Below are 12,275 nucleotides of genomic sequence, written 5' to 3' on the forward strand. Positions count from 1 at the left end.
GACCAGCCGTTTTTTGTAGGAGGCACGTGTGGGCACCCCCTGGGAAACCCTTGATGATTCGTTGCGCGACCAGGTTCGGGGCAGCGTTGAACGGTATGCCGCTGCCCGCCCGATGCTGGAACATGTCGCCGAGGCCATGCGCACCCGCATCGAGTCCCTCTTTGAAGAAACCGAGAACACCCCGTTGTTCGTCGTCAGCCGGGTCAAGACCGTCGAGTCCTTCCGTGACAAGGCCTCCCGCATGTTGGTGGGGGAGGAGGGGGAAACCCCCGCGCTGGAGTTCCCCAGCCCGCTGCGCGAGATCCACGACCTGGTGGGAGTGCGGGTGATCGTGAAGCTGCCGCATGAGATCCGCGAAGCGGCGAACCTGATCAAGCGCCGCCGCTCCGACTTCGACTGCCGCTCCGACCGGGAGAAGGACATCGGCTCGGTGGAATCGGGAACCTACGGCTATTCGTCCCGCCACCTGATCCTCAAGACCCGCGGAGAGGAGGTCGTGCGCGACTTCCAGGCGAGGCTCGGCGGGGACACCAAGATCACCGGAAACTTCGTCTTCGAGGTGCAGATCCGCACGATCCTTTCCCACGCGTGGAGCGAGATCGAGCACGACATCCGCTTCAAGAACGCCGAGCCGCGCGCCTGGAGTCCGCACATTGACCGGCAGTTCACCGCCACCGCCGCGATGCTCGAGGCGGTGGAAGACCAGTTCTCCGAGTTGCACGAACGCTTCGAGACCGTCACCGGCTTCTGGGATGCCCAGGGCGAGGGAGCAGTGCCGCTGGGAGCGGCGCGCATCCAGTTCATCTGGCAGACGCTGCTGCCGCACGTGGACAGGAAGTCCGATGACGACTGGGGGTGGGCCGCGGAACTGCTCGCCGCCCACGGACTCGCCCGCACCCGCGAATTTGCCGCGCTGCTCCAACCCAACGTGATCACCTCGGTGCGTGCGGCCCTTGACCACCGCTACTCCCCGGGCCCCGACCGCCTGTTGGACGACGTACTGCTGTGGCACTTCGGAACCACCCACATCGATGCCACCAGCGGAGGGGATGCGCACCGGGCCGATTCACTGCGCCGCCGCCTGGTGCAGATGGACGCGTACCGGATCAAGCAGGCCCAGAACACTCCCGTGCCGGCGCCCGCCGCCGAATTGCCTGCATCGGCGGCGCGAGCGGCGTTGGACGAATCCCAGGCCGAGGCGACAGACGATTCGAAGCCCGATTCGAAGGCTGTGCCCAGGTCCGGTGGCGCCAAGGCAGACCAGCAACCTGCCAAGGGCAACGCCAAGCCCTGAGCATCTCAGATCCCCGGCGGCACCGCACATCGTGTGCCGTCGCGGGGGCTCAACTGCGTCGGATGCGGGCCCCCGGTGTGGAGCCGGCGTGAGATTGAACGCATCATCACACCAAAGGGCTTGTCACCCGCGTAGACTGGGTAGGTTGCCCAGCAGGGCCCCAAAACTTTACCGAAAGGTCTCACAGTGATTTCCGTTGCCGATCTGGAGCTGCGCGCCGGCGCACGCCTTCTCATGGAGGGCGTCTCGTTCCGCATCGACAAGGGCGACAAGATCGGCCTCGTCGGGCGAAACGGTGCCGGCAAGACGACGATGACGCGCGTGCTGGCCGGCGAGTCGTTGCCTGCCGGCGGTGCCGTCACCACCACGGGATCCATCGGCTACCTGCCGCAGGACCCGCGGACCCCCAACATGGAGCAACTGGCCCGCGACCGCATCCTCTCGGCCCGTGGCCTGGACATCATCGTCGGCAAGCTCAAGAAATGCCAGGACGACATGGCCTCGGAGGACGAGGCCGTTGCTGCCAAGGCCATGCGCCAGTACGACCGCATCGAGGCCGAATTCATCGCCGGCGGCGGCTATGCCGCCGAGTCGGAGGCCGCGGCGATCTCCAACAACCTGGCCCTGCCCGACCGCTTGCTCAACCAGCCGCTGTCCACCCTGTCCGGTGGCCAGCGCCGACGTGTCGAATTGGCCCGGATCCTCTACGCGGACGCCGAGACGCTGCTGCTCGATGAGCCCACCAACCACCTCGACGCAGACTCCGTCACCTGGCTGCGCGGCTTCCTGGCCAACCACCAGGGCGGCCTGCTGGTGATCTCGCACGACACCTCGCTGCTTGAAGCCACCGTTAACAAGGTCATCCACCTGGATGCCAACCGCGCCACCATGGACGTCTACAACCTGGGCTGGAAGCGCTACCTGGCCCAGCGCGAGACCGATGAGCGGGCCCGCAAGCGCGAGCGCGCCAACACCGAGAAGAAGGCCACCACGCTGCTCGCGCAGGCCAACAAGATGAAGGCCCGGGCCTCGGGTGCTTCGGCCGCGCAGTCCATGCTCAAGCGCGTGGACCGGCTCATGGGCGGGCTGGACGACGTCCGCGTCGCCGACCGCGTCGCGGCCTTGCGCTTCCCGGATCCGGCCCCCTGCGGCAAGACCCCGCTGATGGCCGAGGGTCTGTCGAAATCCTACGGCTCGCTGGAGATCTTCACCGATGTCTCCCTCGCCATCGACCGCGGCTCCAAGGTCGTCATCCTGGGCCTGAACGGCGCCGGCAAGACCACGCTGCTGCGCATGCTCGCCGGGGTCTCCAACCCCGACACCGGCGACCTGATCCCGGGACACGGCCTGAAGATCGGCTACTTCGCCCAGGAGCACGACACCCTGGACGTGGACCGCTCGGTGCTCGAAAACATGCGCTCGGCGGCCCCTAGCCACATGGGAGATGCGGAGGTGCGCGGCATTCTGGGTTCCTTCATGTTCTCCGGCGACGACGTTTCCAAGCCGGCCGGCGTGCTCTCCGGCGGCGAGAAGACCCGTCTGGCCCTGGCCACCATCGTGGCCTCCAGCGCGAACGTGCTGCTGCTCGATGAGCCCACCAACAACCTGGACCCGGCCTCGCGTGCCGAGATCCTCTCCGCGCTGTCCAACTTCTCCGGCGCCGTGGTCATGGTCTCGCACGACGAGGGCGCGGTTGCAGCGTTGAACCCGGACCGTGTGGTGCTGCTGCCCGACGGCGACGAGGACCTCTGGAACGATTCCTACCTGGAACTGGTCACCCTGGCCTAGTCAGGATTCGGCCCGCCTTTCCCGCCCCTGCCAATGGCAGTCATCGGGAGGGCGGGCTTTTTCACGTCCGCGGCCGGGGGAGCGATGCCGCCGACAGTGCCCGAAGCGCATCGATCCCGCCCCACCTTGCGCGCGGAGCCGGGCAGGGGCTAGCTTCGGTGTACCGGACCCGCTCCACCGGGCGGGTCTGCTGCCACCCCCCCTGCACGCCACTGGACGGAACCATGGACCCCACCGACTGGACTATCGGACCCCCTACGAACCCTTCCGAGCTGGTCGCGGCCTCCGAGCTGTTCGATTTCCCGGTCAGCGAGCACGGGGCCAGGGAGTTCCTGGCCATGCCGGGTCACCGGTTGCTGCTGGCAAGAACCGCCGACGGAACCGCCGTCGGCTTCGTTTCCGGCGTCGTCATGCGCCATCCCGACAAGCAACCGGAAATGTTCGTTTACGAGCTGGGCGTCGCGGAGAGCCACAGGCGCCGTGGGATCGCCGCCGCACTGTTGCGCGCACTGGCACTTGAAGCCTTGGCGCTTGGTTGCACGGGTATGTGGACCGGGACCGAAAGGGGGAATGTCGCTGCCCTGGCGACCTATGGGTCCCTGGGTGCCACGGTGGATGACGAATCGGTGTTCATCCAATGGGCAGCGTTGGCAGAGGCCTTCGTCCCGGGAACGACGTCTTTCAGCGCGTAGGGCCGGCGGCGTGGGGCTAGGAGTGGGGACCGGCCACCCCGGCGTCCCGTGCGGCGGCGGCCTTGCGTTCCAGCTCATCGAGGTAGGCATCCTCGGTGGCCTCGTCGGTGGGGCTGCCGTCGCGGCGGACAAGCTTCTTGGGCTTTCTGCGCAACCGGTGCGCCTGGTGCAGCACCGGTTCCTCGCCGCGCAGCGCGGCCGCCGCCCGCTCCTCGCGGTCCTCGCGGTTGATCCTGGCCTGCTGCTTGGCCGCATAGCCGAAGCCGATGAACACCAGCACGCCGAAGGCGAACCACTGGAAGGAATAGGACAGGTGCGGTCCCTCGTCTTCCTCGGGGCGCTGCAGCTGGGTGGGTGCCGCGGCCGGAGCCGGGTCCTCCAGATACATCAGCCCATAGCTGCCGGTGGCCACGGGGTATCCCAGTTGCCGCTCGTAGGTGGCCAGGTCCACCGAGGCCAGCTGCCCCTCGGGTGCCCCGCGGTCCAGCGTCGGCTCGCCGGCCTTGAGCCGGACCTGGACATCCACGGTTCCCGCCGGCGGCGCGGGGATGGCGTCCGGGCGCCCGGAGTTGTCATTGCCGATGGGCAGGAAACCGCGGTCAACGATCACGGTGGTTCCCTCCAGGGTGCGGAAGGGGACCAACACCTCGTAGCCGGGGCGGGAGCCGGAGATCCGGTTGCGCACCACCACCTGGTCATCGGCCAGATAGCTGCCGCGCAGGGCGACGGGCGTCCATTTGCCGTCGTTGGGCAGTTCCTCGAAGAGACCCTGGGCCTGGGCAAACGGGATCGGCTCGGCGTCGTAGTTCAGCTTCACATGGGAGATCTCGGTCAGGGCGCCTTCACGGCGGTCCATCTGCCATTTGCCCAGGAACGTGAAGGTGGTGGCGAACAGGCACACGAGCAGCAGCCAGCCAATCCAGCGGGTGCTTGCCAGGAATCGATACACGCTTCTTCATTCTCCTTGGGTGCTCGAGCCGGGTGCGGCGTCTTCGAGCGGCAGGCGCTGCTTGAAGAGCAGGCGCTCGGTGAGGTAGTTTTCGAGCCAGTCGGCATGATCGGCACAGGCCAACCAGGTTTTCCGTCGTTCCGGAGTGTGGATCTTCGGGTTGTTCCACAGCAATGCAACGGTGGCGTCGGCACGGCAGCCTTTGCGCGAACATTTCGGGGGCCCGGTGGGGCCCTGGGGCAGGCTGGCGCCTCCGAGTGAATCAAAGATGCTCATGCAGTGCCCCCGTGCCGGTGTCGGCCGGCCGCGGGCTGGCCCGGTTCGGTGGGCTGTTCCGCATCTTCCACGAAGCTCCCGTCGATGGTGGTGGGCGCTTCCTGCGGGTAGGGAGCGTCGACAGCCGCCCAGTAGGCGTCCGACCCATCAGGCTGCGCGCTTCCGGAAGCATCCTCCGTGGTGGCGCGCTCTGTAACGGTTTCGCCGAACTCGTCGAATTCGTAGCTTTCACCTGCAGTCCAGGGGCGGGCAGGGGCCGCTCCCGTGGTGGGTTCGCCGAAGGGCGTTGGATGGGTCTGGTCGTTCCCGGTTTCCGGTGCCGCGGTGCCGGACCCAAGCTGGTGCGGGTCATCGCCCGCGAAGTATTCCGCTGCCGGCTGGCGTTTGGTCACGTCCGCACCGCCGTTGGCGATGACGACGGCGACGTAGGGCAAGACGATGGCGGCGGCGAGGAAGGTCCACTGCAGCCACCCGTGCACGAAGAAGGCAGCAATGAAGCAGGCCAGGCGCACGGACATCGAGATCGTGTATTTGAGCACGCGGGAGTGCTGTTCCACGGTGTGGGACTCTTGCGCCTCGGTGATCCGATGGACCGGTTGGCCCTGGTCATGGTGGTGGTGGTTGTGATGTGGCTCGCTCATGGTTCTTCCGTCGATCCGTTAAGCACCATTGTGTCACCGACTCGCGCCGCCTTACGAATCCTTGCCTTGCCCCCAGGGGAAACTCCGTGCCGGGCCCGACCGGGGGCCGTCCGGCAGGGGGGTGTCCCCTTGCCGGGCAATGGTTTTCCGACTCCGGCTCACAGGTTCAGTGCGCACCGGTCGCTTGAAGATGACTCGCTGAACAGCGGGTACAAGACGGGGTTGGCACGGCTCCGGCTAGAATTGGATGCGCATACCCCCTGCCCACCCCAGAACTTCTTTATGGAGGATCCATGTCCGAAACCCCCACCGGCCGCAGCGTGCTGGTCACCGGAGGCAACCGCGGAATTGGCCTGGCCATCGCCCGCGCCTTCGAAGCCAACGGCGACAAGGTCGCCATCACCTACCGCAGCGGGGAGGTCCCCGAGGGGTTGCTGGGCGTTCAGGCCGATGTCACCGACACCGTCTCCATCGATGCAGCGTTCACCGAGGTTGAAGCAGCCCACGGGCCCGTAGAGGTGCTGGTTGCCAACGCCGGTGTCACGCGCGACATGCTCCTGTTGCGCATGAACGAGGACGATTTCACCTCCGTGATCGACACCAACCTCACCGGTGCGTTCCGCGTCATCAAGCGCGCCTCCAAGGGCATGATCAAGATGCGCAAGGGCCGCGTGGTCCTGATTTCCTCGGTCGTCGGCCTCTACGGTTCCCCGGGCCAGATCAACTACGCCGCCTCCAAGTCGGGCCTGGTGGGCATCGCCCGCTCGCTGACCCGCGAATTGGGGTCCCGCGGCATCACCGCCAACGTCGTGGCACCTGGCTTCATCAACACCGACATGACTGCCGCGTTGCCCGAAGCCACGCAGAAGGGTTACCTGGCTTCCATCCCGGCCAACCGCTTCGCTGAGCCCGAGGAAGTGGCCAACGTGGTGCGCTGGATCGCCAGCGACGAAGCTGCGTACATCTCCGGAGCCGTCATCCCCGTCGACGGCGGACTGGGCATGGGCCACTAGCATCATCCAGCATGCCCCTTCCCCGCTCCGGTGAGGGGGGAGGGCTCGTGCGGTCGCCACACATTCTGTGCTGACCGCACGAGCGGGTCCGCGTGTTTGGTGCCCCTTGACGGGGGAGTATCAGCGAGGGCAGCGGAATCCCGATGCCGAGGCAGAACACCCTTTGAAACGCAGCAGGATCGTGCGGCTCTGACCAGCTTCCAACTCCTGGTCGATGGTTGTTGAAAACCGGCCAATTTTATTTATCTAGGTAAATTTTTGAGTTAGTCAATCTCTTGACTGGGTGCGTCATACACGAAGCTCGCCACCGCTACCTTCATGGAAGACGGGATCTTCCATCGTGATTCCGGAAACAGCCCACGGCAGGGGGACCCGTCAGTGCATCGGAAACGCGGAGCGCTGACGCTGCTTTCCCCAACGCGCCGTCCAACCGATGCGACGTGCTCCGGTTCCACGCCATAAACTGGGGGTGACACCGGCAAACGTACGGGTGCAGCCGCACAGCGTACGAGCCGGGCTACGACGGGAAGAAGAAGCCATCATGGAAAGCCTCAAGGACCGCCTCCGCGCGGACATGACCGCGCACCTCAAGGCCGGGAACAAGGTGGAACTCACCACCGTGCGCAACCTCCTGGGTGAGATCAACACCCGCGAAAAGGGCGGCAAGACCCCGCTCGAACTCGACGACGCTGCGGTGATTTCCTTGCTCCAGAAGGAAGCGGCGCGTCGGCGCGAAACTGCCATGACCTACACCGAGGCCGGCCAGCTGGATCGCGCCGCGGCCGAAGAGCAGGAAGCCGCTGTCATCGAAGGCTACCTTCCGGCGGCACTGACCGAGGACGAAGCCAAGGCGATCGTCGCCGACGTCGTCGCCGAATTGCGCGCAGGTGGAACCGAGCTTGGCATGCGCCAGATGGGCACCGTCATGAAGCAGGTCACCGAAAAGGTCGCTGGCCGCTTCGACGGCAAGGCACTAAGCAACATGGTTCGCGCGGAACTGGCCTAATCGTTTCCACGGGGGAGAGCATCCCAAGGGGGGTGCGCCCCCGTGCCGGGGACAGCAGCGTGGACAGTTCCTGCAACTGCTCCGTGGCGCGGTCGGGGCGATGGCCCCAGGCAAACTCACTCGCGGCGTCCGCGCAAGTGGCGGCATAGGCCACCGGAGGACAAGTCGTTGGGCGCCCGCTACCGCGTCCCCGGACCGGGCCAAGGGGCCCCTGGACTAGACTTGTTTGGAGGATTCCTACAACAGTTCACACCCGTGTGGACTGGCAGGATTGAGAAGGCGGAGCGCACGTGTTGTGTGTTCCACCCAAAGACTTTCACCACCAACACCATAAAAGTGCCGAATCCAGTGCGCGCCGCAGCGCCAGGCCCGGCCTTCACTTTAGGAGCAGCATTGAACGATCTTTCAGCCAAGGGCGCCATCGTCACCGGATCCTCCCGCGGTATTGGTGCCGAAGTAGCCAAGATCCTCGCCGCACAGGGTGCCGGCGTGGTCATCAACTATCGCCAGAAGGCGCCGCGCGCCAACAAGATCGTTGCCGGTATCGTTGAGGCCGGCGGCCGCGCCGTGGCCGTGGGCTCCGATCTGACCACCCCTGAGGGACCGGCCGCACTGGTCGACGCCGCGATCGAGAACTTCGGCTCGCTCGACGTGCTGGTGCTCAACGCCTCCGGCGGCATGGAATCGGGCCTCGGTGAGGACTACGCACTGCGCCTGAACCGCGATGCCCAGGTAGCAATGCTCGAGGCGGCCACCGCGAAGATGGCCCCGGGCTCCCGCGTCGTCTTCGTCACCAGCCACCAGGCGCACTTCATCGACCAGGTCGAGACCATGGACGCCTACGAGCCGGTGGCCCGCTCCAAGCGCGCCGGCGAGTTGGCCCTGCGCGAGTTCATCCCGGCGCTTGAGGCCAAGGGCATCAGCTTTGTGGTCGTCTCCGGCGACATGATCGAGGGCACCATCACCGCGACACTGCTGGACCGTGCGGAGCCGGGCGCCATCGAGGCTCGCCGCGCCGCCGCCGGCAAGCTCTACTCCGTGGTGGAGTTCGGCGGCGAGGTTGCCTCCATGGTCACCGCCGATGTTCCCACCGGCCACACTGAGTACGTGGGCGGGGCCGGCGACTTCCTCAAGAAGTAGTCCCGCCGTCCGGCATCTCGCTCGGGCGCCTATGGGAAAACCGTGCATTTCCACCTTCCCCTGCGAAGGCGGAAATGCACGGTTTTCCTGCTTTCCGCCAGAAAGCGTTTCAGGCGACCGGAGGGAAGTCGCGTGCCGCGGGTCCGCGACGAGTCACTTTCGCGTGATCAGGATCCGCACCAAGGAGCGCAGGCCGAAGATGAACCCACCGAGCGCCAAGGTATAGCCAAAAAACTGGTAGAGCCGTAGGTTCTGCGCCAACATGGGGCCGCTCTCGGATACCACCGGCAAGATACTTCCGAGGATCGCGGCGATGGAAATCCCGGCGATGATGCCCTCGTGGACAAGCCCCGTGAGAAAGCCGCGGTCCGTGGGGGAGGCGAACTGTCGGACGTTCACCTGCAAGTTGCCGTTCTCGATCTTTTCGTTCAGCATGGACAGATTCCGCGGCATGCGCTGCAGACTTGAAATGAACCCGATGGCGTTGGAGGCCAGCAGGTGTGCTCACATGTGGCCCACGCGTCCAGACTACGTGACTCGCTGCTCCGCCGACACGGCTGCCAGGCGTCCCGGGCGGGCAGCGGGAATCCGCAGCGATGCGGTGAATGGAAGAAGGCGGCGTTCCCGTCCCCCGGCCGGGGGGATGGGAACGCCGCCTTCATGGATGCCCGTGGGCCAGGGCTAGGGCTTCTTGCCGCAGATGACCTTGTTCCAGGGCTGATAGGTCCAGGACTTGGTTTCAGCCGGGAGCGTCTTGTCCGGTGCGGTGCGCGTGCGAGTGACGTTGATGGAGAAGCCCTTCTTGCCGCCGCGTTCGGGCTTGCAGTTGGCGGCAGGATTGTACTCTGTCCCCGGGTTGGTCAAGTTGTACTTGGCCGAGGACTTGCTGCCCACCTTCCAGTAATCGGTGCTCCACAGTCGCGTGTTGACCTTCCCGCCGCCGACCCACGCCTCGATCATCACGCCGTAGGGGGTGTTGTTCTTCCATGCCATGTCGACCTGGCCCTCCCAGAGGGTGGCCTCGCGTCCGGCCGGGTAGCGTTCAAACCAGCGGCTGTGCGGCTTGTGCGTAATGTCGTCGTACCCGGCCAGGAACCCGGCGTTGTACATCTGCGTGGAGATCTGCGAGAGTCCGCCGCCCACGGCCTCGGTGGCGAAACCGTTGACGACCACGCCGGAACCGAAGTAGCCATTGGCCGTAGTGATCGGGCCCAGCGCCTTCTCCAGCGAGAAGGTTTCCCCGGGCATGACCAGCACGCCGTTAAGCCGCTTGGAACCGGCATAGAGGTTCTTGGTGCGCACGGTGTCCGCAGCCGGGTACGGTGTGGAGAAGTTCACGATGGCTTCCTTCACACCCAGCTTTTTCGCCTCCGCGGTGGTCAACTCCGGGACCGTGGTGGTCAAGGAGACCTTGGCGGTGCGGTTCTTGGCCTTGGAGGCAGCCAGGACCAGCTGGTCCAGGTTCTTCGAGTCGATGGTGGTGCCGTTCTGGGACGGGATGACCTTCGGCGCCCCGCCGGAGAGCACGATCCTGGCGTCCTTGGCCGTGGACTTGAACCCGTCGGCCCCCTTCGCTGCGGCGGCAACCAGTTTCTCGGTGTCCAAGGACATGGTCACGGCATCGCCGGAGACCTTGAACGAGGCGGCGTCGCCTAATTGCTCGGGGGTCAGCGAGGCGGTGGACTTCCCATCGGTGAGCTTGATCGGGCCGGCCACCAGCGGCTTCGCCGTCTCCTCCAGCGCTGTCTCCAGCGTCTTGGCAGAGGTCTTGGGCTCACTCAGCACGGCGGGAAGTTCCAGCGGCTCCGCCGGGTCGAACCAGGATTCCGAGACGACGCCCACGGAATCGTCCACGTTCAGCACCACCCCGGTGACCGGCTTGGTCAGCACGGGCTTTGCGCCGTCGAAAGCCAGCTTGCCTTCGGCGGTCTTAGTTGCGACCTTGGCTGCCAAGGAATCGAGCTCGGCGCGAAGCTTGGCCTCGTCGACGTTGCTGGCCGGTTCAATCTGCAACTCGCCGGTGAAGCGCTCGAGCAGGGTGGCTGGGTTCAAGTCGAAGCCGACGAGTTCGTCCACGGTGCCCTCGAGATCAATCGAGAGACCGGCGGCGGCCGGGTCGAGGGATTCCTCACGGCCGTTGACCTGCACCGGGATTTCCTGCGCGGTGGCAGGGGTGAGCTTCTCCGCCAGGATCTGGCGTGCCGCTTCCGGGGACAGGGAGCCGACGTTCACCCCGTGGACGGTGGTGTTCGCCGGAATCTGCGAGCCTGCGTATGCCGCAGCCCCTGTGTACAGTCCGCCGGCAAGTACGACGCATGCCCCGCCAATGAGCCAACCACGGTGTGACTTGCGTTCGGGGCCGCGCTTTTTGCGTCCCATGTTTTCACTGTGCAAAACGAATCGTTCTCTTCCATCGGGGGCACGGCCGCGAACCGTGTTGGGGGTTGAGGCGTCCCTGTAACAGGGCTTCGCCACCACCTGCCATTCTACCGGTGGCATCCAAACGAAGGACTAAATAACGGGTGATTAGGGAAAATCGTTATGAGATCCCCACCAAGTCGGCGATGATGTCCAGCCGCGGCAGGTCGATCCTGGCATCCGCGGCTTCACGCAACAGCGGCTTGGCGTTGAACGCGACGCCGAGCCCTGCGGCGCCGACCATGTCCAGGTCGTTGGCGCCGTCCCCGGCCGCGATGGTGTGCTCCATGTCGACCCCGAGTTCGCGGGCCCAGGTGCGCAACATGACTTCCTTGTACGCGCGGTCCACCACCTGCCCGTTGACCATGCCGGTGAGCTTCCCGTCGACGATGACCAGGTCGTTGGCGCGGGCAAAGTCCAGACCCAGTTCGGCCGCCAGCGGATCCAGGATCTGGGCGAAGCCGCCGGAAACCACTGCCACGTGGTGGCCAGCCGCCTTGAAGGCGGCGATAAGTTCGGCCGCACCGTCACTGAGCTCCAGGCGCCCGCGCACCGCATCGATCACCTCGGCATCGAGCCCTGCAAGGGTGGCCACCCGGGCATGGAGCGAGGCGGCGAAGTCCAGTTCGCCGCGCATTGCAGCCTCGGTGACGGCCGCGACTTCGGCCTCCCGTCCGGCGTGGGCGGCCAACAACTCGATGACCTCTTGCTTGATCAGGGTGGAGTCCACGTCCATGACCAGCAGCAACTTTTTCGCACGCACAAGTGCGGCAGGCACCACGGCAATGGCGGAAGTGCGCAGCTCGAGATCCTCCGAGCGGGCCAGCAGGTTGTCCAGCGGGTTCACCAGGGCACGAAGCTGGCGCACCGTCCCGGTGACCTCCCAGCGCGCACCGTTGCGACCGGCACGCTCGAAGGACTGCTCCTTGATCACCGCGTGGCCGGCGGCGGCCAGGGTGCGGCGCAGGCCGGCGGGTTCGGCACACGGCGTGGCGGCTGAATGGAAGACGATGAAGGCGGTGGATTGCATTCGCCTATTCTCCCGCGGCCACACGCGC

At 65.9% G+C, this 12,275-nt stretch carries 12 protein-coding genes; 6 read left to right on the forward strand and 6 right to left on the reverse strand.

Translation table 11 applies throughout. From position 1 onward, the window contains the following. Positions 1–28: 28 nt before the first annotated feature. From Q2T94_RS17975 to Q2T94_RS17985, 3 genes are all read left to right on the forward strand, one after another. Positions 29–1,294: a GTP pyrophosphokinase gene (locus Q2T94_RS17975; protein ID WP_367281558.1), complete on the forward strand. Its 1,266-nt coding sequence runs from the start codon at positions 29–31 to the stop codon at positions 1,292–1,294. A 186-nt stretch (positions 1,295–1,480) separates the two neighbouring features. Beyond that, complete coding sequence (locus Q2T94_RS17980) at positions 1,481–3,082, forward strand: ABC-F family ATP-binding cassette domain-containing protein (protein ID WP_264271230.1); 1,602 nt, start codon at positions 1,481–1,483, stop codon at positions 3,080–3,082. 224 nt (positions 3,083–3,306) lie between these two features. Next, complete coding sequence (locus tag Q2T94_RS17985; protein ID WP_302266032.1) at positions 3,307–3,774, forward strand: GNAT family N-acetyltransferase; 468 nt, start codon at positions 3,307–3,309, stop codon at positions 3,772–3,774. Between the two features lie 16 nt (positions 3,775–3,790). Here Q2T94_RS17985 and Q2T94_RS17990 read toward each other — a convergent pair whose 3' ends face one another. From Q2T94_RS17990 to Q2T94_RS18000, 3 genes are read right to left on the reverse strand one after another with little or no spacing between them, the layout of a single operon-like run. Beyond that, entirely contained in the window at positions 3,791–4,723 is a 933-nt protein-coding gene (locus Q2T94_RS17990) for an SURF1 family cytochrome oxidase biogenesis protein (protein WP_302266033.1), read from the reverse strand. Between the two features lie 6 nt (positions 4,724–4,729). Next, complete coding sequence (locus Q2T94_RS17995; protein WP_264271233.1) at positions 4,730–4,999, reverse strand: acetone carboxylase; 270 nt, start codon at positions 4,997–4,999, stop codon at positions 4,730–4,732. Continuing rightward, positions 4,996–5,640: a DUF3099 domain-containing protein gene (locus tag Q2T94_RS18000; RefSeq protein ID WP_302266034.1), complete on the reverse strand. Its 645-nt coding sequence runs from the start codon at positions 5,638–5,640 to the stop codon at positions 4,996–4,998. The genes Q2T94_RS17995 and Q2T94_RS18000 overlap by 4 nt, the downstream gene beginning before the upstream one ends. Positions 5,641–5,933: 293 nt before the next feature. On the opposite strand from Q2T94_RS18000, the gene fabG reads away from it, so the two are divergent. From fabG to Q2T94_RS18015, 3 genes are all read left to right on the forward strand, one after another. Continuing rightward, on the forward strand, positions 5,934–6,653 hold the full coding sequence (gene fabG / locus Q2T94_RS18005; RefSeq protein ID WP_302266035.1) for a 3-oxoacyl-ACP reductase FabG: 720 nt from the start codon (positions 5,934–5,936) through the stop codon (positions 6,651–6,653). Between the two features lie 541 nt (positions 6,654–7,194). Next, a complete protein-coding gene (locus Q2T94_RS18010) occupies positions 7,195–7,659 on the forward strand; it encodes a GatB/YqeY domain-containing protein (RefSeq protein ID WP_302266036.1) in 465 nt (154 codons plus the stop codon). Positions 7,660–8,052: 393 nt separating this feature from the next. Continuing rightward, complete coding sequence (locus Q2T94_RS18015) at positions 8,053–8,799, forward strand: SDR family oxidoreductase (protein ID WP_302266037.1); 747 nt, start codon at positions 8,053–8,055, stop codon at positions 8,797–8,799. 153 nt (positions 8,800–8,952) lie between these two features. Here the strand turns inward: Q2T94_RS18015 and Q2T94_RS18020 are convergent, their stop codons facing one another. The 3 genes from Q2T94_RS18020 to serB form a co-directional block, all read right to left on the reverse strand. Continuing rightward, entirely contained in the window at positions 8,953–9,234 is a 282-nt protein-coding gene (locus Q2T94_RS18020; RefSeq protein WP_302266038.1) for a hypothetical protein, read from the reverse strand. 246 nt (positions 9,235–9,480) lie between these two features. Next, positions 9,481–11,178, reverse strand: a complete 1,698-nt coding sequence (locus tag Q2T94_RS18025; protein WP_302266039.1) for a VanW family protein — start codon at positions 11,176–11,178, stop codon at positions 9,481–9,483. Between the two features lie 160 nt (positions 11,179–11,338). After that, a complete protein-coding gene (serB, locus tag Q2T94_RS18030) occupies positions 11,339–12,247 on the reverse strand; it encodes a phosphoserine phosphatase SerB (protein WP_302266040.1) in 909 nt (302 codons plus the stop codon). Positions 12,248–12,275 lie beyond the last annotated feature (28 nt).

This window comes from Paeniglutamicibacter sulfureus (assembly GCF_030512175.1).
GTDB lineage: Bacteria > Actinomycetota > Actinomycetes > Actinomycetales > Micrococcaceae > Paeniglutamicibacter > Paeniglutamicibacter sulfureus.